The organism is Marinobacter halotolerans (assembly GCF_008795985.1).
GTDB lineage: Bacteria > Pseudomonadota > Gammaproteobacteria > Pseudomonadales > Oleiphilaceae > Marinobacter > Marinobacter halotolerans.
The window spans coordinates 1,088,229-1,108,835 of sequence record NZ_VMHP01000002.1; the positions used below are offsets into that span (position 1 = coordinate 1,088,229).

The window sequence follows — 20,607 nt, forward strand, 5'->3', positions numbered from 1 at the left end:
TAGCTCGTCAGATTTCAAAAGCGTCGTTTACGAGTTTTTTCTGCTCTTCCACATGAACAGACATATGACCACAAGCAGGTGCCGCAGAGGCATCACGACCGGCATACTGCAGATAAAGCTTCGGGTTATGCCGGTAGAGTGCATTGCGCATATGGTGCTGACTACAGTACCAGGCACCCTGGTTCATGGGCTCTTCCTGACACCATGCTACATGCTTGAGCTTCGTGTACTGGCTGAGCAGCTCATCCAGATCCTCACCGGGGAACGGATACAGTTGCTCGATGCGCAAAATGGCGACATCGTCACGCTCATCATTCTTCTTGCGTTCGAGAAGGTCAAAATACACCTTACCGCTGCAAAGAATCAGTCGGGTGACTTTTTTCGGGTCTGACGGCTCTTTTTCCGGCAGTACCGTCTTGAAGGTGCCCGACGTCAGATCCTCAAGATCAGAGGTCGCTTCCTTGTGTCGCAGCAGACTCTTCGGCGTAATAGCCACCAGCGGCTTGCGCAGCGGGCGCTTGACCTGGCGACGCAGCATATGAAAAACCTGAGATGGCGTAGTCGGCACGCAAACCTGGATATTATGCTGTGCTGAAAGCTGCAGGAAGCGCTCAAGCCTCGCAGAGCTATGCTCTGGCCCCTGCCCTTCATAGCCATGTGGCAACAGCAGTGTCAGACCGCACAGGCGGCCCCACTTGTGCTCGCCACTGGACAGGAACTGGTCGATAACCACCTGGGCGCCATTGGCGAAGTCGCCGAACTGGGCTTCCCAGACCACCAGACCTTTTGGAGAGGTGGTCGAGTAACCGTATTCGAACGCCATGACCGCTTCTTCGGAAAGCAGCGAATCATAAATCTCGAATTTCGGCTGATCTTCAGCAATATGCTCAAGTGCAATATGGGTTGAGCCGTCTTTCTGGTTATGCAGAACCGCGTGACGGTGGGAAAAGGTTCCCCGCCCCACGTCCTGACCGGTAATCCGGATCGGGTGACCCTCGTCCAACAAGGTGGCATAGGCCATGATCTCGCCATAACCCCAGTTGATAGGCAGCGCACCGGCGGTCATTTTTTCCCGGTCGCTGACAATCTTCGAAACCTGACGCTGAATACTGAAACCTTCCGGCAGTGCCGTCAGCTTCTTGCCCAGTTTCTGAATGGTTTTCAGAGCCACGCTGGACTTGCACTTGGCGGTCCACTCATGGCCGAGATACGGTGTCCAGTCGACGTAAAGATCCTTGTTGGGCTCTTTCACCAGCGACTTCACTACGTGATCACCCTTGTCCAGGGCATCCCTGTATTCCAGCTCGATCTGCTTGGACTCGTCCTCGGTAATGACGCCGTCAGCAATCAGCTGTTCGGCATAGATTCCGCGAGTGGTCTTCAGCTTGCGGATCTTCTCGTACATGACCGGCTGGGTGGCCGCCGGCTCATCGGCTTCGTTGTGACCACGACGACGGTAGCAGACAAGGTCAATCACCACGTCTTCCTTGAACTCGTGGCGATAGTCCATCGCCATCTGGGTTACAAAGAAAACCGCTTCCGGATCGTCTGCGTTCACGTGCAGGATTGGCGCCTGGATCATCTTCGCCACATCGGTACAGTATTCCGTGGAGCGGGCGTCTTCCTGCTTGCTGGTGGTAAAGCCAACCTGGTTGTTAATCACAATGTGGATGGTACCGCCAATGCCGTAGCCCCGGGTCTGGGACATCTGCAGAGTTTCCATCACCACGCCCTGACCTGCAAACGCAGCATCACCGTGCATGATAATCGGAACACACTGGGCGCCGTCGGTGTCGTTGCGGCGGGTCTGGCGGGCTCTGACAGAACCTTCAACCACTGGAGACACAATTTCCAGGTGCGACGGGTTGAAGGCCAGCGCCAGGTGGATTTCGCCACCGTCGGTCATGACGTTGGACGAGAAACCCTGGTGGTACTTCACATCGCCGGAGCCGGAATCGGCAAGCCGTTTGCCCTCGAACTCGTCAAACAGTTCCTTGGGATTCTTGCCCAGGGTATTCACCAGAACGTTAAGACGGCCCCGGTGGGCCATGCCAAGGACAATTTCCTTGGCGCCATAACTGCCGGCACGCTGAATAAGCTCGTCCAGGCATGGAATCAGGCTTTCAGCACCTTCAAGGCCGAAACGCTTCACGCCGGGGTAACGGGAGCCAAGGTATTTCTCGAGACCTTCCGCTGCGGTCAAACGTTCCAACAGGTGTTTGCGGGTGGGCACTTCAAAATTTGGACGGGATTTCACCGGCTCCATGCGCTGCTGAAACCAGCGCTTGATGCGGGTATCCACGACATGCATGTATTCAGCGCCGATGCTCTCACAGTAAGTCTGGCGCAGACCCTCTACGATGTCCCGCAACCGCATGGTTTCGCCGCCGAAACACAGTGAACCGGTCTGAAACTCAAGGTCATTGTCGGCTTCGGTGAGTTCATGGAACGCCGGATCCAGATCTTCTACAGACGGCCGGTTCCAGACGCCGAGAGGGTCCAGCTTCGCTTCCTGATGGCCGCGGAAGCGGAAGGCGTTAATAAGCTGAAGAACACGGATCTGCTTTTTGTCGGCATCAACGGTTGCACTGGCCGGAACGCCACCGGTGGCAAGAAAACGCTGATTGCGGGAGATGTGTTCGAACTGTTGCCGGATAGACGCATGACTGACGTCGCGTCCTTTGTATCCGTCAACACTGGGAAGTCTGTCGAAGTAACTACGCCACTCTTCGGGAACGGCGTTGGGATCAGTCAGGTAGGTCTCGAAAAGCTGCTCGACGTAGGCCAGATTTCCACCTTGTAAGTGGGAAGTCTGCCACAACTGCTCCATTATGCTTTCGTGCATCTTGAATAGCTCACCTTGGGCTGGTGCGGGGGAGTTGCATATGGTCTGCCAGGGGTAATTCGCAGTCAATACGGGTTATTACGGGATCGACTTTGGCAACCACATCCAGCATGGATGTTTTCCATTCCCCGGTAGTTTAACTCTGCAAAAGCCGTGGCAGGACTTTTCAGCCCCAACCACGGCTCGCGTAGTCTGCACCCCCAGAGTACTTATGACCATAAGCCTTTGGTTGAAGGGCCCGCCTCGTTGCGAGCCCTTCCGGGTGCGTGCCTTAACAGCACAGTATAGCGGTTCTGTCAGATTCTGCTCAGGTCGCCCTTTGCAGGAGCAGATCGCGGATGTGGCCGATCGCCCTCGTGGGGTTCAGACCTTTCGGGCAGACACTCACACAGTTCATGATACCCCTGCAGCGGAACACGCTGAATGGATCATCAAGATTGGCGAGACGCTCTTCCTGTGCATCGTCACGGCTGTCCGCCAGGAAACGGTAGGCCTGAAGCAGTCCGGCCGGGCCGATAAACTTCTCCGGATTCCACCAGAAGGAGGGACACGCAGTGGAGCAGCAGGCGCACAGAATACACTCGTACAGACCGTCCAGCTTTTCCCGCTCTTCCGGCGACTGATAACGCTCAATAGCCGGAGGTGGATTATCATTAACCAGATACGGCATTACCTTCTCGTACTGTTGATAGAACAGGCTCATATCCACCACCAGGTCCCGGATGACCGGCAGGCCTGGCAGGGGGCGAAGTACCAGCTTGTTCTTTTTCACCACATCCGACAAAGGCGTAATGCAGGCAAGACCGTTCTTGCCGTTCATGTTCATGCCATCTGACCCACAGACACCCTCACGGCAGGAACGACGGTACGCCATGGACGTATCCCGCTCCTTAATCAGGTTCAGGACGTCCAGAACCATCAGGTCTTTACCTTCCGGAATCTCGACTTCCACGTCCTGCATGTAGGGCGCGTTGTCTGTCTCCGGGTTGTAACGATAGACGCTTACCAACATTGTTACATCCCCCTTTTAATAGGTCCGGATCTTCGGTTCGAAGGTCGGAACAGTCTTCGGCGTGAAATTGACATCCCGCTTGCCCAGCCGCTTCTCAAGCGGGAAGTACAGGGAATGCTTCAGCCAGTTGTCGTCGTCACGCTCGGTATAGTCGTTGCGGGCGTGAGCACCACGGCTTTCCTTACGCTCGAAAGCGGAAACGGCCGTCGCCAGCGCAACCTCATAGAGGTTGTCCAGCTCGAGCGCTTCGATTCGCGCGGTGTTAAAGGCATTACTGGTATCAGAAAGCTTGGTGTTCCTGACCCGCTCGCCAATGGCCTCAAGCTTTCGCAGCCCCTCTTCCATGGCATCGCCGTCGCGGAATACGCCAAAGTAAAGCTGCATACAGCTTTGCAGATCCTTGCGAACGTCAGCAACGCTCTCGCCTTCAGAAGCCGAATTCAGGCGATCCAGACGGGCCATTGCTGCCTTGATATCTTCCTCGCTGGCGCTGTCTGCTTCGAAGCCACCACGTAGCTGCTCTTCGATATAGATACCCGCAGAACGACCAAACACAACCAGGTCAAGCAGTGAGTTACCACCAAGACGGTTGGCGCCATGTACGGAAACACACGCAGCTTCGCCACAGGCAAACAGCCCCGGAATCGGCTGATCTTTACCGTCTTTATCCTGAGACAGAGCCTGACCACCGACGGTGGTGGGGATGCCACCCATCATGTAATGGCAGGTAGGCACTACCGGCACCGGTTCCTTGACCGGATCGACATGGGCAAAGGTGCGTGAAAGCTCACAGATACCCGGCAGTCGCAGGTTCAACGTTTCCTCACCCAGGTGATCCAGCTTCAGAAGCACGTGATCCTTGTCCGGGCCACAGCCACGGCCTTCAAGGATTTCGATCACCATGGCCCGGGCCACGACGTCACGGCCGGCAAGGTCTTTGGCGTTCGGTGCGTAGCGCTCCATGAAGCGCTCACCCTCGGCGTTGATCAGATAACCGCCCTCACCCCGGCAACCTTCAGTTACCAGTGTACCGGCGCCATAGATGCCGGTCGGGTGGAACTGCCACATTTCCATGTCTTGCATCGGGAAGCCGGCGCGCAACGCCATACCGATACCGTCACCGGTATTGATCAGGGCATTAGTGGTTGACGCGTAGATACGCCCTGCACCACCGGTGGCCAGGACGGTCGCTTTGGATTTGATGTAGGCCACTTCGCCAGTTTCGATCTCGATGGCAACAACACCAACCACTTCGTTCTTGCTGTTTTTGACCAGATCTACGGCGTACCACTCATTGAGAAAGGTGGTACCGCCCTTGAGATTCGCCTGATAGAGCGTGTGCAGCAGCGCGTGACCGGTACGGTCAGCAGCGGCACAGGTTCGAGCCGCCTGTGTGGGATTATCCGGCCCTTTGGACTGGCCACCGAACGGACGCTGGTAGATACGGCCCTGCTCGGTCCGGGAGAACGGTAGCCCCATGTGCTCAAGTTCGAACACCGCCTGCGGGCCAACTGAACACATGTATTCCACAGCATCCTGGTCCGCAATATAGTCGGAGCCCTTGACCGTGTCATACATGTGCCAGCGCCAGTCGTCATTGGGATCGGCGCTCGCAATGGCACAGGTGATACCGCCCTGGGCCGACACAGTATGCGACCGGGTCGGAAAAACCTTGGTGATACAGGCAGTGTTGACGCCGGATTCTGTGAGCTGCAGTGCGGCACGCATGCCGGAACCGCCCCCACCGATCACAATTGCGTCGTAAGACATGGTCTTGATGTTAGCCATTAATTAAAGCCCCCACAGAATCTGAATGCCCCAAACGAAATACACGAACATAATCAGTCCACACGCAGCCTGGAACAGAAACCGCGGCGCCGCTGCCTTGATGTAGTCCGTTGAAACTGTCCAAAGGCCAACCCAGGCATGGGCTCCAATAGATATCAGTGCCAGTAGAGTGAAAATGCGGAACCAGGTCTGGCTGAAAAGCCCTGACCAGGTTTCGTAGTCCACGTTCGTCGTGAGGATGAATCCAAATAGAAATAACGTGTACAGAGCAAGTACGTAGGCGGTGACACGCTGGACCATCCAGTCAAAAACACCGCTGCGGCCGAGGTTCGTTACGCTGTTTACCATACCCAGACTCCTGCCAGAATGATGAGAATGACCGACACTGCGATTGTCGCCTTGGCGGCGATACGACCGCTTTCGAGTTCTTCGCCGATACCCATATCCATTAACAGGTGCTTGATGCCGGCAACCAGGTGATAAAGCAGAGCAGACAGAATGCCCCAGGTGATCAGCTTCGCGAGGAAGCTGTCCAGCAAGTCATTCACCTGGCTGAAGCCTGCTTCTCCACTGAGGGAGAGCTGGAGCCCATACAGCATGAACGCAACACCAATAAATATAAGGATGCCACTGATGCGATGCAGAATGGACGTAATGGCCGGCAGCGGAAAATGAAACTTGCTGAGATCGAGATTTACTGGTCGTTTACTATTCACAGCGCTCTCACACTCTCTTTTGATTCCACAGAAGGGGTGTTCTCCGACTGCAGAGGGTTGGTATGTAAGGATCATGGTGCGGTCAGGAACCGTCACCCGATTGGCTCAGGAGGGAAACCGGGCCCACGCTCTTATGAATTCGGCGCTGTACACGGTTAGTTCCCAATTACGGGCTAGAGATTATAAGGAGTAGGCCTTCTGATTACAAACGCGAAAGCTGGCAAAACCCCGTAAAATCAGGGGTTCGGACTTTATGCCGAATCAGGGCCGCCGCGGCCTGTGGCCGGCTTTTGCGGCCTGGTTCATTGACAAAAAAAGCCAACACCCTATATTTTGCCGCCAGTTTTGCGATAATACGCGCCTTCTAATACTCCCAAACGCTGACCCAGCATCCAAACGTTGATAAATAGGAGAGCACCATGACCGATAAGAAAGCCACGCTTTCGGTGGGTGACAAGTCCATAGAGCTACCGATGTATTCCGGCACTGTCGGCCCCGACGTCATTGATGTACGCAGCCTGGTCCAGGAAGGCGTTTTCACCTACGACCCCGGTTTCGTTTCCACAGCAGCCTGTGAATCCGAAATCACGTTCATCGACGGCGCAAACGGCGTTCTCCTGCACCGTGGTTACCCCATTGAAGAGCTGGCCGAGAATTCCGACTATCTGGAAGTCTGCTATCTGCTGCTTAACGGTGAGCTGCCAACCGCCGAGGAAAATACGCAGTTCCATCAGACGATCAAGAACCACACCATGCTTCATGATCAGATGCGCAACTTCTACCAGGGCTTCCGCCGCGATGCCCATCCCATGGCCATTATGTGCGGCGTGGTTGGCGCACTGTCAGCGTTCTATCACGACCAGATGGACGTAACGAACGAGCACGAGCGGGAGATTACCGCTCACCGCCTGATCGCCAAGATGCCGACTATCGCAGCCTGGAGCTACAAGTACAGCATCGGCCAGCCGTTCATGTATCCGCGCAACGACCTGTCCTATGCAGAGAACTTCCTGCAAATGATGTTCGGCGTGCCCTGCGAGGAATATGTTCCGAACCCGGTCCTGGCCAAGGCCATGGACAAGATCTTTATCCTGCATGCAGACCACGAACAGAACGCCTCAACCTCGACGGTGCGGCTTGCGGGCTCAACCGGCGCCAACCCCTACGCATGCATCGCTTCCGGCATTGCAGCGCTCTGGGGCCCGGCTCATGGCGGCGCAAACGAGGCCGTACTGGATATGCTGGCTGAAATTGGCGACGAAGCGAACATCGAGAAGTACATTGCCAAGGCCAAGGACAAGAACGACCCGTTCCGCCTGATGGGCTTTGGACACCGGGTCTACAAGAACTTTGACCCGCGGGCCAAGGTAATGGCAGAGACTGCCCACGAAGTACTGACAGAACTTGGACTGGAAAACGACCCTCTGCTGAAGATCGCCCAACGCCTCGAGAAAATCGCACTGGAAGACGAGTACTTTGTTGAGCGTAAGCTCTACCCGAACGTGGATTTCTACTCCGGCCTGATTCTGAAGGCGATTGGCATCCCGACCTCCATGTTCACCGTGATATTCGCCCTGTCCCGTACCATTGGCTGGTTCTCCCACTGGAACGAGATGGTCAGTGGCAATTACCGGATTGGCCGTCCACGCCAGCTCTACACCGGCTCGGATGTCCGCAAATACCCGAAAAAATAACCCGATAAACAGACAGCCCGACTCAACGCAGGGTTAAAATAGGAAAGGCCGCCGACACAGCGGCCTTTTTTGTGCCCGGACATTCTGTAATGATGATCCTCTTCCAAAAACAACATGACTTCGGAGAATAACCAATGAGCATTACTGCTGCCTTTCTGGGACTGGGCGTTATGGGCTACCCAATGGCCGGACATCTGGCCAAAGCCGGCATTTCGGTCAGCGTATGGAACCGCACCGCCGCAAAAGCCGAGCAATGGGCCTCCGATTATTCAGGCACTGCCTGCGACACCATCGCATCCGCGGTAGCCCAGGCCGACTTCGTCTTTACCTGCGTGGGCGCTGACATTGACCTGCAGGAGATATTTGAGGGTCCGGGGGGTATCATTGAAAACGCCAAGCCCGGCGCGGTGTTGGTTGATCACACGACCGCGTCAGCCGGCGTTGCGGAGCATCTGGCTGAGTTGGCGGCACAGAAGCAACTGGCGTTTGTTGACGCACCGGTGTCCGGGGGGCAGCAAGGAGCCGAAAAGGGTCAGCTCACAATTATGTGTGGTGGCAAGGCTCAGGCTTTTTCCCAGGCTCAGCCGCTGATGGAGCACTACTCCAAGGCTCTGAACCTGATGGGCCCTGTCGGCGCCGGCCAGCGCACCAAGATGGTCAACCAGATTGCCATCGCAGGCCTGGTTCAGGGACTATCCGAAGCATTGCACTTTGCCGAACAGGCAGACCTTGACGTTCAGAAGGTCGTTGACGTTATTTCCAAGGGCGCCGCCCAGTCCTGGCAGATGGAAAATCGCTCAACCACAATGATCGCCGGGGAGTTCGAGCACGGATTCGCGGTGAACTGGATGCGCAAAGACCTGGCTATTTGCCTGGAAGAAGCCCGCAAAAACGGCGCCAGACTGCCCGTGGCAGCGCTAGTCGACCAGTTTTACGGAGATGTTCAGGATATGGGCGGCGCCCGCTGGGACACCTCATCGCTGATCCAGCGACTGCGGAAGAAATAGTGATCTACTTCTTTTTGTCCTGAGGCACCCAGCGTCCGTTCTGGTACCAGGCAGACCAGCCAGTGGCCTTGCCATCCTTCTCGGACATGACGTACTGCTCTTTTGACTTGCGGCTGTAGCGAATTACCGTCGGGTTGCCCTCCGGGTCTTTCTCCGGCGCATCCATCAGGTAATCGTATTTCGGGTCGATTTCCTTGCGGTGCGGTTTGATTTCCATCACCAGGGGCGGCCGGGTTTCCCGGTTTTTCGGGAACTTGCTCGCAGCCAGGAAAAGACCTGACGCGCCATCACGCAGAACGTAGGTGTCATCCACCTTCTGACAGGGAAGCTCTGGCATCGGCACGGGATCCATCTTGGGGGGTGCCGGCTCGCCGCTTTTCAGAAGTTTCCGGGTGTTCTTGCACTGGTCATTGGTACAGCCGAAGTACTTACCAAATCTTCCGGTTTTCAGCTGCATTTCCGAGCCGCACTTGTCGCATTCAAGCGTCGGGCCCTCGTAGCCCTTGATGCGAAACGTGCCCTTCTCCACTTCAAAGCCCGAGCAATCCGGGTTGTTACCACAGACGTGCAGCTTGCGGCCTTCATCCACAAGGTAACTGTCCATCGCAGTGCCACATTTAGGGCACCGACGTTTCTTGCGCAGCAGGCGTGTTTCGCCCTCGCCTTCTACGTCCTCGTCCGCACTGACCACCTCATCCCCGGAGACCAGGTTAATGGTGGTTTTACAACGTTCTTTCGGGGGCAGCGAGTAGCCCGAGCAACCCAGAAAAACGCCGGTGCTCGCCACCCGAATCTGCATCGGACGGGCGCAGGTAGGACAAGGAATGTCAGTTTCCGTAGGCGTGTTCGCCCGCATTCCACCCTCGTCACCACTTTCCGCCTCTTCCAACTGTTTCCGGAAGCGACTGTAAAAGTCGTTCAGAACCTTTTTCCACTGAACATCACCGGACGCAATTTCATCCAGCTCGTCTTCCATTCGGGCAGTGAAGTCGAAGTCCATCAGGTTCGGAAAAGACTCTGACAACCGCTCGGTGACGATTTCGCCCATCTTCTCGGCGTAAAAACGACGGTTCTGCAGCCGCACATAGCCCCTGTCCTGAATGGTGGAGATGATGGAGGCATAGGTTGAAGGCCGACCGATACCCTGTTTTTCCAGCTCTTTTACCAGGCTTGCCTCGGTATAACGGGGAGCAGGCTTGGTGAAGTGCTGAGTCGGGTCAAGTTTCTCAAGACCCAGGGTCTCGCCCTCTTTGATGTCCGGCAAAGCGATGTCTTCGTCTTTTTTGGAAGTCTGCGGGGCCGCTTTCAGGAAGCCTTCGAATTTTATAATTCTGCCACGGGTTCTCAGCTCATAATCACCATTGGCAACCATGATGGACGTACTCAGGAACTCGGCATCGGCCATCTGGCAGGCGATAAACTGGCGCCAGATCAGTTCATAGAGCTTCTCAGCGTCTTTTTCCAGGCCCTGGATACTCGCAGGGCGACGGTCCACATCGGTTGGCCTGATGGCCTCGTGGGCCTCCTGAGCGCCCTCTTTGCTGCCGTACACCCTCGGCTTCTCAGGCAGGAACTTGTCGCCAAACTGATTTTTGACGTATTCCCGGCAACTGGCCACCGCATCCTGGCTCAGGTTGGTGGAGTCGGTACGCATGTAGGTAATGAAACCTGCCTCGTACAGACGCTGGGCCAGCATCATGGTTTTCTTGACGCTGAAACCCATCCGGTTACTGGCAGCCTGCTGCAGAGTTGACGTAATAAATGGTGCAGACGGACGCGACCGTGTGGGCTTGTCCTCGCGCTTGGCGACCTTGAAGCTGCCGGCCTTGAGCCGCTCGACATGCTCGTTGCTCTGCTGCTCCGTCGCGGGCCGGTAGGCCTTTTCATCGTACCGGGTGACCTCAAAACGGATTGCGCTGTCTTTTTCGCTGCGGGTCAGATCCGCGTGCAGTTGCCAGAATTCCTCCGGCACAAATTTGCGGATTTCCCGCTCCCGCTCAACGATCAGCCGGACGGCAACCGACTGAACCCGGCCCGCGGACAGACCACGTGCGATTTTCGCCCAGAGCAGCGGCGACACCATATAACCAACAACCCGATCCAGAAAGCGGCGGGCCTGCTGCGCATTTACCCGATCATTGTCGAGACTGCCCGGATCATTGAAGGCTTCCTGGATGGCACGCTTGGTAATTTCATTAAACACCACCCGGCGGTATTTCTCGGGCTCACCACCGATGGTTTGCTGCAGGTGCCAGGCGATGGCCTCCCCTTCACGGTCAAGGTCCGTCGCGAGATAGATATTGTCAGCGGATTTCGCCAAACGCTTGAGCTCACTGACGACCTTTTCTTTGCCCGGCAAAATTTCGTAGCGCGCATCCCAGTCACGGTCCGGATCCACACCCATGCGGGCAACCAGTTGCTCACGGGCCTTCTTCTGTTTGTGGATGGCTTTTTCGTCGGGGCTCATCTTGCGGGTGATTGCCGCCTGCCGCGCCCGCTCTTTCGGATCGCTGGTGGACCCGGAGCCACTGACCGGAAGGTCACGAATATGACCGACACTGGACTTAACAATAAAGTCAGGACCGAGGTATTTGTTGATGGTCTTCGCTTTCGCTGGCGACTCGACAATAACGAGGCTTTTACCCATATCGGAGTTCTATATCCTTTGCGATGATCGGTTAAAAATTCAGCAAACCGGAAACTCGCTGTAAAATCAGTCGGCTAGAAAAGTCTCAATAGCCGCCATATTTGTATAAGTGCATTGTTTTACAGGGTCGGGAAAAGCAAGACAACCCATTCGTAAAAAATGCCGACCGCTTTCAGGGCACCCACAGACAAGAAAGCCCGGCATTTGCCGGGCCTTCTGTGAACGCGTTACTGATTCAAATCAGCGAATCAGAGACGCTCCCATACCGTTGCAATGCCCTGACCCAGGCCGATACACATGGTGGATACACCAAGCTTACCGCCTTTGGCCTGCATAACGTTCAGCAGGGTTGTGGAGATGCGCGCACCGGAGCAGCCCAGTGGATGCCCGAGGGCAATCGCACCACCGTTCAGGTTCACTTTCTCTTCCATCACGCCCAGCAGCTTCAGGTCCTTCAGAACCGGCAGCGACTGACCCGCGAAGGCTTCGTTCAGTTCCCAGAAGTCGATATCTTCAACTTTCAGGCCTGCGCGCTTGAGTGCCTTCTTGGTAGCCGGAACCGGCCCGTAACCCATAATGGCCGGATCGACACCGGCAACCGCCATGGCGCGAACCTTGGCAATCGGCTTCAGGCCCATAGCTTCAGCACGCTCGGCAGACATCAGCACCATGGCAGAAGCGCCATCGGTGAGCTGGGAAGACGTACCCGCAGTAACGGTACCGTTTTTCGGATCAAACGCCGGTTTCAGCTGCCCGAGGGATTCGACGGTGGTCTCCGGACGGATGGTTTCGTCCTCTTCAATCAGCTTCTTGAAGCCATTCTCGTCATGACCTTCGATCGGAACGATTTCGTTCTTGAAACGGCCCTCATCGGTCGCTTCCTGGGCGAGGCGGTGAGACCTCGCGCCGAATTCGTCCTGCTGCTGACGGGTAATGCCGTGCATTTTCGCCAGCATTTCCGCGGTCAGGCCCATCATGTTGGACGCTTTGGCGGAATACTTGGACGCGGCCGGGTTATGGTCAAAGCCGTCGGTCATGGGAATGTGGCCCATGTGCTCTACACCACCCACGACAAACACATCGCCGTTTCCGGTCTGGATCGCCTGGGTAGCTGTGTGGATCGCGCTCATGGCGGAACCACACAGACGGTTGACGGTCTGCGCCGCGGATTCATGGGGAATGCGGGTCAGCAGTGAGATCTGACGCGCCACGTTGAAGCCCTGCTCCTTGGTCTGATTCACACAGCCCCAGATCACATCTTCAACTTCTTTCGGGTCGAGCTTGGGATTACGCTCAAACAATGCTTCGATCAGCGCTGCCGACAGGGTTTCCGCGCGCACATTGCGGAAACAACCGTTTTTGGCACGCCCCATCGGAGTCCGCACGCAATCGACGACGACAACGTCTCTCGGATTAAGGCTCATAGATCGTTCTCCGTTCGGAAATCTCGTTCAGGGTTAGCCAAAGAACTTTTCGCCAGTTTTGGCCATCTCACGCAGTTTCTCGGTCGGGTGGTATAGAGGACCGAGATCTGCAAACTTGTCTGCCAGTTCGACGAACTTGTCGACACCCATATCGTCGATATAGCGCAGGGCACCACCGCGGAACGGCGGGAAGCCGATACCGAAGATCAGGCCCATATCGGCGTCTGCCGGGTCTTCAACAATGCCGTCTTCCAGGCAGCGAACGGTTTCCAGACACAGGGGCAGCATCATACGGGCGATGATGTCCTCGTCGCTGAAGTCGTTCTTGCCCTGAACAACCGGTTCAAGCAGCTTGTAGGTTTCTTCGTCTACAATCTTCTTCTGCTTGCCCTTGCGGTCCAGTTCATATTTATAGAAGCCCTTATCGTTCTTCTGTCCATAACGGTTGTTGTCGAACATCACGTCGATGGCAGTCGTACCCTCGTGCTTCATGCGATCCGGGAAGCCGTCGGCCATCACTTCGCCGGCGTGCTTGCCGGTGTCCATGCCCACAACGTCCAGCAGATAGGCCGGGCCCATCGGCCAGCCGAACTTTTCCATGACCTTGTCGACGTGCTGGAAGTCAGCGCCGTCACGGACCAGGTTCACAAAGCCGCCAAAGTAGGGGAACAGAACGCGGTTAACCAGGAAGCCGGGGCAGTCATTCACCACGATCGGGGTCTTGCCCATAGCCTTGGCGTAAGCCACGGTGGTGGCAATGGCCTTGTCGCTGGTCTTCTTGCCACGGATAACTTCAACCAGCGGCATCATGTGCACCGGGTTAAAGAAGTGCATGCCGCAGAAGTTTTCCGGACGCTTCAGGTTCTTGGCCAGAAGGTCGATGGAAATGGTAGACGTGTTGGTGGTCAGGATCGCGTCTTCGCGAACGTTGTCCTCGGTCTCACGCAGAACCGCGTCTTTTACCTTCGGGTTCTCGACAACGGCTTCTACCACCAGATCCACGCTCTTGAAATCGCCATAGTTCAGGGTCGGCGTAATGCTGTTCAGAACGTCGGCCATCTTGCCGGCATCCATCTTGCCCTTGTCCACGCGCTTGGAAAGCAGCTTCTTGGCTTCTTTCAGACCCAGCGCAATGCCTTCCTGGGCGATGTCTTTCATGATGATCGGGGTGCCCTTCAGTGCAGACTGATAGGCAACACCGCCACCCATGATGCCGGCACCAAGAACAGCTGCCAGCTTCACTTCATTGGCTTCTTTTTCCCAGGCTTTCGCTTTCTTCTTCAGCTCCTGATCGTTCAGGAACAGGCCAACCAGGCAGGCCGCCACGTTGGTCTTGGCCATCTTTGCGAAGCCTTTCGCTTCTACTTCGATCGCCTTGTCGCGGGTCAGACCGGCGTGCTTCTGCATCACCTTGATCGCTTCAACCGGCGCCGGGTAATTCGGGCCAGCCTGGCCGGCAACGTAACCCTTGGAGATCTCGAAGGCCATCATGCTTTCCATGGCGTTCAGCTTGATCTTGCCCTTCTTCTCTTCACGACGGGCCTGATAATCCAGCTTGCCTTCGTTGCACTGGTTAATGATGGCGATAGCGCCTTCAACCAGCTTGTCGCTCTCAATCACCGCGTCCACAGCACCGACCTTCAACGCCTTGTCTGCGCGGTTCTCGGTGCCGCCACAAATCCACTCAACGGCATAATCCACACCCACCAGGCGTGACAGGCGAACGGTTCCGCCGAAACCGGGGAAGATGCCCAGCTTGACTTCGGGGAGACCAACTTTCGCTTTCGGGTCGATTACCCGATAGTCGGTCGCCAGGCACATCTCGAAACCGCCGCCCAGCGCCATGCCATTAATGGCAGTCACGGTGGGGAAAGGCAGATCCTCGATGGCGCTGAAAACTTCGTTGGCCTTCAGGTTGTTCGCTACCAGATCTTCTTCCGAGCCGGCAAACAGCTCGGTAAATTCGTTGATATCGGCGCCAACAATAAAGCTGTCCTTGGAACTGGTTACCACCAGGCCTTTCAGCCCTTTCTGTGCTTCCAGTTTGTCAGTCGCGGCGCGGAGCTCTTCTATCGTCAGACGGTTGAACTTGTTTACCGACTCGCCTTGCAAGTCAAAGTTCAACTGAGCGATCCCGCCTTCGATCTCTTTAACCGTGATGGCTTTACCTTCGTAAATCATCAACTGATCTCCAGTCTGTGTTTGGAACTGCTGAAACAGCCGCACGAGCGTTTCGCGAGGCGACCGCCGATGCAGCATTTTCGGTCACTACCCGATCAAGCGATCCAAAATTCATACAGTCGTTTGAATCGTGGGCTGACACCTTGGAAAAAAACCGGCCATTTGTCAATTTGTTTCTGGAGGAATCAGGAATCCGGATAGACCCGGCTGGCCTGGAAATTCCTGAGCCCACCGAATGGACTTGTTGTATTTCAAACAGCTATCACGCATTATTCATAAAATGAAGTAATCTGAGTCAATGATTTCATAACGATTGACATTTGCTCTCCATAACCGGCTTGAAACCGCTTGATTGGAGGGCCCGGTTACTTTAACTTCGGCATCAGACTTTAGTCTACAATAATAACATGGTACTAAACGGAGACTCATCCGATGAAAGACGCTCAGTTGCGAGTCCGCTCCCTGGTCACCGCCCTTATTCTTCTGCTTGTCACCTCGCTTGGTGCCACCGCTCAGGAAACGGACAACGACTTTCTATCCAACCTTCACCAGTTCCGGGTGAGTAACTACAAATCCCTGGATGCTTACTACCGGTTCAGTGCCGTTGGTGACACCGAAACCCTGAACGAGATCGTCTCGAACATCAATGCAGCCAATGAGGCAATGAATGTCGTTGCTGATAGCGAGAAAGGTATTCTCTCAGCTGAGCAGACAGAAAGACTGAATCAGGAGTTCGACAAGTTCAAAACCCTGATGAGAACTAATATTAATGATGTGCGCAAAACCGGCTATCCCGATCTGAGAATGGTCTCCGATATGGCCAACCACGCCCTGACGATGAACCAGACCGCAACCGAGCTGTACGAGGTCGCCAAGGAAAGCACCGGTACCGTTGTGAACGAACGCATCGAGGCGGCCCGCTCTGCCGCGGTAACAATCGCGCAGATGATGGCGAAGTACTCGGCCCGTACCAATTCCCAGGTAGCACAGACATTCCAGGGCTCATCCTCCGAAGTTCCGCTGGATGAACAGGCGAAGGTGTTTGATCAGATGCTTGCCAACCTCCGCAAGGGCGAAGCCAGCGGAGAGCTCAAGGCGGCGCTTGAGAACCTGACGTCGAAGTGGCAGTTCATCAGGGGGTCGTATATTAACTATAATGACAATAACGTGGCTTTCGTTATTGACCGCTATTCCAAAGGTATCCTTCAGGGCCTCGAAACCACGATAGATCTTTTGAAAAGCAACGCCTGATACACGCAACAGCCCGGTGCTATTCCGCCCGGGCTTTCAAGGAGTGAACTGATGGCCGTTTATCAAAAAATGCTCGTCGCAATCGACCTCACCGAAGAAGCGCCGGTGGTTCTGGACAAAGCCGCGGAAATCAGCAAGGCCCATGGCGCGCAGATTACGCTGGTTCACGTCGTGGAACCTGTCGGCTACGCCTATGGCGGTGATATTCCAATGGATCTGACGGAACTGCAGGACCAGCTTGATAAAGCCGCCAGGGAACAACTGCAGAAGTACGGTGAGAAATATGGAATCCCGGCCGACAATCAGGTCGTTCTGGTGGGCCGGCCCGAATCCGAAATTCACCGACTGGCCAAGGAGTACGGTACTGACCTGATCGTCGTCGGCAGTCACGGCCGTAAAGGTCTGCAGCTGCTGCTTGGCTCTACGGCTAACGGTGTGCTTCACGGAGCGGTCTGTGATGTTCTGGCGGTACGAATCGAGAATTAACCAACCGCCCCGCTAGAGAACACCGTCTCCTTTCATGCGGGCTTCCAGCTTGCGCAGCTGACTCTCCAGTGAAAAGCTCACGCTGGAAGCCATGGAAAAGAAGTTAAGCAACGCTTTCAGGTTGCTGTCTCCCTGACAGACCGAATGAATGCGCTGCCACAGCGCCTGATTAACCAGTTGCAAACGCTGATTGCGAGCAACCAGGCCCTTCAGATCCCAGTCCGGCTCCTCTTTGTTCCGCTTGGCAAGGTATTGCTGCAGCAGATAGTGGGACACACTGCGCATGATGAACTCATCACTACTGGCAAACGGCAGATGGTGAATCGCCATTGGCTTGAGTTCTGATAGCACCGGGCAACCACTGGTGGCCATCTTCAGCCCCAGCAGAGAGCGCAGGGCCTCTTCCAGAGTTGTTGATTTGGAATAGGTCCGGCGCTCATCCTGAACCACAACCGACACCTTCTGGTAGGCATCTTCCGCCTGGAACTCCGACACAACAGGCAGTATCTCCACCGCCGCCGGGCAACGGGGCGATTCGGCTGTTTTCAGCGGACAATTCGCGCACTGGCAGTGTTCCAGTTTCGTCCAGGCCGGCAGATTGGCCTGATCAGTATTCGCCGGCTGGTCAGTAACCTTGAATTCAGCAGGCGCCCGGTCCTGAAATTCGAATCGATAGGTAACGTTCATTGATTTGCCTGTTCTTCCAGTTCCATCCAGCGTTCCATCAGTGAATCAAGCTGGCGTTGGGTTTCCGACATCTCTTCGAGGGTTTCTGATACCACCTCTGCCGCGCCGGAATAGAATTCCGGGTCGCCCACCTTGCCTTGAAGCCGCTCAAGCCGAGTCTCCAGAGTCTCAATCTTTGCCGGTAACTCTTCCAGCTCAAGCTTCAGCTTATAACTCAGCTTCGGCGTGCGTGGTTTCGAAGCGGGCGGAGCCGCCGGTGCCGGCGTCTTGCTGCTTCTGGAGGACCGCTCGCTGGCTTCAGCCGGGAAACGCCCGCCCTGACGACGCCAGTCCGAATAACCACCGACAAACTCGCGCACCTTACCGGAACCATCGAGAAAGACAGTGTCTGTTACCACATTATCGAGAAATTCCCGGTCGTGACTGATCACAATGACGGTTCCGGCAAACTCCACCAGCCTAGCCTCGAGCAATTCAAGGGTTTCCACGTCCAGGTCGTTGGTCGGTTCGTCCAGAACCAGGACATTGGCCGGTTTGCTAAACAGCTTGGCCAGCAACAGTCTCGCCCTTTCTCCCCCTGAGAACACACGCACGGGGGACCGGGCACGTTCCGGACTGAACAGAAATTCCTGCAGATAGCCAAGAACGTGTTTGCTCTGCCCGTTGATCTCGATGAATTCCCGACCTTCCGCCAGGTTGTCCAGAGCGTTCCGGTCCAGATCCAGTGCCCCGCGGAGCTGATCGAAATAGGCCACCTGAAGGTTGGTGCCAAGGCGGATCTGCCCTTCTGTGGGCGCCAGGTCGCCCAACATCAGGCGAACCAGCGTGGTCTTTCCGGTGCCGTTTTCGCCAACGAGGCCTATCTTGTCCCCTCGAATGACGGTCATATTCATGGATGTAATCAGAGGCTTAGCGGGGTCATAGGCAAACCCTGCCTCGCGGGCCTCGACCACCAGCTTGCCGGACCTGGCAGCATCCTCCACCGCAAACGAAGCCGTACCACCGCGCTCACGCCGCTGACGACGCTCTTCCCGCATGGCCTTGAGCGCCCTTACCCGTCCCATATTGCGGGTACGACGGGCCTTTACACCCTGACGGATCCAGGCCTCTTCCTGCTTCAGGCGCTTGTCGAACAGCGCGTTCTGCCGCTCCTCGTCTTCCAGGGCCTTTTCCTTGAGATCAAGATAACGATCGTAAGTGGCCGCGAAACTCACCAGGTGGCCCCGGTCGAGCTCGACAATCCGGGTTGCCATGCGGCGGATGAACGCCCGGTCGTGACTGACGAACAGAATGGCGCCCCTGAACTGGCTCAGAGCCTCTTCCAGCCAGGCGATGGCAGGCACATCAAGGTGGTTGGTGGGCTCATCCAGCAACAGGATACTGGGCTCTGTTACCAGTGCTTTGGCCAGCAGAACCCGCCGCTGCCAGCCGCCAGACAGCGTATTCAGAGTCTGATCCGGGTTAATCGAGTACTGAGCCAGAATATCACTGACTTTCTGGTCAAGGCGCCAGCCATCCAGGGCTTCCAGCCTTTCCTGCACTTTCATCATCCGGTTCAGGCTTTGCTCATCTGCGGACTGGGTCAGCTTGTGAAACTCAGCCAACAGCTTTCCTGTCTCGGGAAACGCAGACGCCACCACTTCATAGGCGGTACGGGGGTCGTCAACGGGTAGGTTCTGCGGCAAAACAGACAGAATTGCGCCATCGTCCAGGCGGACAGTGCCGCCATCCGGCTGAATTTCCCCGCTGACAATACGCAACAGGGTGGATTTGCCCTCTCCATTGCGGCCCAACAGACAGATGCGCTCGCCCTGCTCAACCGTTAGCGTGGCCTGGTCAAGAAGGGGTTGCATGCCGAACGCAAGTGAAACGGCATCCAGGGTAAGCAATGGCACGGTGAACAGCTCCTGTTATGAAAGTGAAACCGGGTCACCCACGGACAGGCTTCCCTGGGCGTTATGAACCCCGTTGACGCCGAAAATGACGCCATCGGGCGTTCGGCGGTAACCTGTAAGCGTTTTTAACGGCTGCCCATCTGGGGAACGGACCCCCGTGTCCGGATCAACCGTCGTGACTATACATCGCGAACAGGGTTTAACGAGGCTGAGCGAGATATTACGGATATTCAGTGTTTCCCAGCTATCCTCTTCCCAGGGCTCTGCGCCGGAAATCACAATATTGGGGCGGAAACGCCGCATTTCCACCGGCTCCGAAAGCCGGGAGTTCAGCTCGTCCAGGGATGCTTCGTTGGTCACCAGCAAGGGGTAGCCGTCCGCAAAACTGACCCGACGATACGCGGGAACCCTTTCCGGATCAACGCGGCGGAAGGCGTCATCAGCCATGTACACGAACGTTACCGGCCTCCCGCAATATCGTGATAGCGCTTCCGAGGCCCCGGTATTCCCCGGTACCGCATTGACGTCGTCTTTCCACACGCCTACCTCGCGAACCTGGCCATCCGGCACCAACCGGAATTCTCCTTCTTCGGGAATTGTGACGACAACCTGGTTGCCGTCAAACCTGGTGCCCACGAGCGCCAGTTCGGGGTGAGCGCGCTGGGTTACAAACCGGTCTTTATCATCGACTATCATCCAGCGCCGATCCCCTACCGGGCCGAAGTCGTCCAGTTCAAAGGACTCTACAGCAATGCCAGCGAGAGATTTGACGGGATAGAGATACAAAGCGTGGACGTTCATGGCGACCCCAGGTCTGTGGAAGGTTCAACAAGCCCTGAAGTATAAAACGAAAAAACCCGGCATGGCTGCCGGGTTTTCAAATTCTGGAGCGGGAAACGAGATTCGAACTCGCGACCCCAACCTTGGCAAGGTTGTGCTCTACCACTGAGCTATTCCCGCCTGATCAACGGACG

15 protein-coding genes and 1 tRNA gene are annotated in these 20,607 nt (G+C 55.9%); 4 read left to right on the forward strand and 12 right to left on the reverse strand.

Translation table 11 applies throughout. The features are described from left to right. Positions 1 to 7: 7 nt before the first annotated feature. The 5 genes from FPL19_RS15350 to sdhC form a co-directional block, all read right to left on the reverse strand. Positions 8 to 2,845, reverse strand: coding sequence for a 2-oxoglutarate dehydrogenase E1 component (locus tag FPL19_RS15350; protein ID WP_150913731.1), 2,838 nt, complete (start codon positions 2,843 to 2,845; stop codon positions 8 to 10). Between the two features lie 307 nt (positions 2,846 to 3,152). Next, a complete protein-coding gene (locus FPL19_RS15355; RefSeq protein WP_150913733.1) occupies positions 3,153 to 3,857 on the reverse strand; it encodes a succinate dehydrogenase iron-sulfur subunit in 705 nt (234 codons plus the stop codon). A 15-nt stretch (positions 3,858 to 3,872) separates the two neighbouring features. Then, positions 3,873 to 5,645: a succinate dehydrogenase flavoprotein subunit gene (gene sdhA / locus FPL19_RS15360; RefSeq protein WP_150913735.1), complete on the reverse strand. Its 1,773-nt coding sequence runs from the start codon at positions 5,643 to 5,645 to the stop codon at positions 3,873 to 3,875. A 3-nt stretch (positions 5,646 to 5,648) separates the two neighbouring features. After that, positions 5,649 to 5,993, reverse strand: a complete 345-nt coding sequence (gene sdhD, locus FPL19_RS15365) for a succinate dehydrogenase, hydrophobic membrane anchor protein (protein WP_150913737.1) — start codon at positions 5,991 to 5,993, stop codon at positions 5,649 to 5,651. Further along, positions 5,987 to 6,361, reverse strand: coding sequence for a succinate dehydrogenase, cytochrome b556 subunit (sdhC, locus tag FPL19_RS15370; RefSeq protein ID WP_150913739.1), 375 nt, complete (start codon positions 6,359 to 6,361; stop codon positions 5,987 to 5,989). The genes sdhD and sdhC overlap by 7 nt, the downstream gene beginning before the upstream one ends. Positions 6,362 to 6,780: 419 nt before the next feature. Here sdhC and gltA point away from each other — a divergent pair, with 419 nt between their 5' ends. Together gltA and FPL19_RS15380 are read left to right on the forward strand one after the other, a co-directional pair. Next, entirely contained in the window at positions 6,781 to 8,055 is a 1,275-nt protein-coding gene (gltA, locus tag FPL19_RS15375; RefSeq protein WP_150913741.1) for a citrate synthase, read from the forward strand. Positions 8,056 to 8,189: 134 nt separating this feature from the next. Next, positions 8,190 to 9,062 carry an NAD(P)-dependent oxidoreductase gene (locus tag FPL19_RS15380; protein ID WP_150913743.1) on the forward strand — a complete coding sequence of 291 codons (873 nt, stop codon included), beginning with the start codon at positions 8,190 to 8,192 and terminating at the stop codon, positions 9,060 to 9,062. A gap of 4 nt (positions 9,063 to 9,066) precedes the next feature. Here the strand turns inward: FPL19_RS15380 and topA are convergent, their stop codons facing one another. The 3 genes from topA to fadB form a co-directional block, all read right to left on the reverse strand. Further along, complete coding sequence (gene topA, locus FPL19_RS15385) at positions 9,067 to 11,709, reverse strand: type I DNA topoisomerase (protein ID WP_150913745.1); 2,643 nt, start codon at positions 11,707 to 11,709, stop codon at positions 9,067 to 9,069. 248 nt (positions 11,710 to 11,957) lie between these two features. Continuing rightward, a complete protein-coding gene (gene fadA / locus FPL19_RS15390) occupies positions 11,958 to 13,133 on the reverse strand; it encodes an acetyl-CoA C-acyltransferase FadA (protein WP_150913747.1) in 1,176 nt (391 codons plus the stop codon). 33 nt (positions 13,134 to 13,166) lie between these two features. After that, complete coding sequence (gene fadB / locus FPL19_RS15395) at positions 13,167 to 15,314, reverse strand: fatty acid oxidation complex subunit alpha FadB (protein ID WP_150913749.1); 2,148 nt, start codon at positions 15,312 to 15,314, stop codon at positions 13,167 to 13,169. Positions 15,315 to 15,746: 432 nt separating this feature from the next. Between fadB and FPL19_RS15400 the strand changes: the two genes are divergently transcribed. Further along, on the forward strand, positions 15,747 to 16,565 hold the full coding sequence (locus FPL19_RS15400; RefSeq protein ID WP_150913751.1) for a hypothetical protein: 819 nt from the start codon (positions 15,747 to 15,749) through the stop codon (positions 16,563 to 16,565). Positions 16,566 to 16,616: 51 nt separating this feature from the next. Next, positions 16,617 to 17,051 (forward strand): universal stress protein, encoded by a 435-nt coding sequence (locus FPL19_RS15405; RefSeq protein ID WP_150913753.1) that lies wholly within the window; start codon positions 16,617 to 16,619, stop codon positions 17,049 to 17,051. Positions 17,052 to 17,063: 12 nt separating this feature from the next. Here the strand turns inward: FPL19_RS15405 and FPL19_RS15410 are convergent, their stop codons facing one another. From FPL19_RS15410 to FPL19_RS15425, 4 genes are all read right to left on the reverse strand, one after another. After that, positions 17,064 to 17,738 (reverse strand): DUF6901 family protein, encoded by a 675-nt coding sequence (locus tag FPL19_RS15410; protein ID WP_150913755.1) that lies wholly within the window; start codon positions 17,736 to 17,738, stop codon positions 17,064 to 17,066. Next, on the reverse strand, positions 17,735 to 19,633 hold the full coding sequence (locus tag FPL19_RS15415; RefSeq protein ID WP_150913757.1) for an ATP-binding cassette domain-containing protein: 1,899 nt from the start codon (positions 19,631 to 19,633) through the stop codon (positions 17,735 to 17,737). Before FPL19_RS15415 ends, FPL19_RS15410 begins: the two co-directional genes overlap by 4 nt. 15 nt (positions 19,634 to 19,648) lie before the next feature. After that, positions 19,649 to 20,434 carry an MOSC domain-containing protein gene (locus tag FPL19_RS15420; protein ID WP_150913759.1) on the reverse strand — a complete coding sequence of 262 codons (786 nt, stop codon included), beginning with the start codon at positions 20,432 to 20,434 and terminating at the stop codon, positions 19,649 to 19,651. A gap of 84 nt (positions 20,435 to 20,518) precedes the next feature. Continuing rightward, a tRNA-Gly gene (locus FPL19_RS15425) sits at positions 20,519 to 20,593 on the reverse strand. Positions 20,594 to 20,607 lie beyond the last annotated feature (14 nt).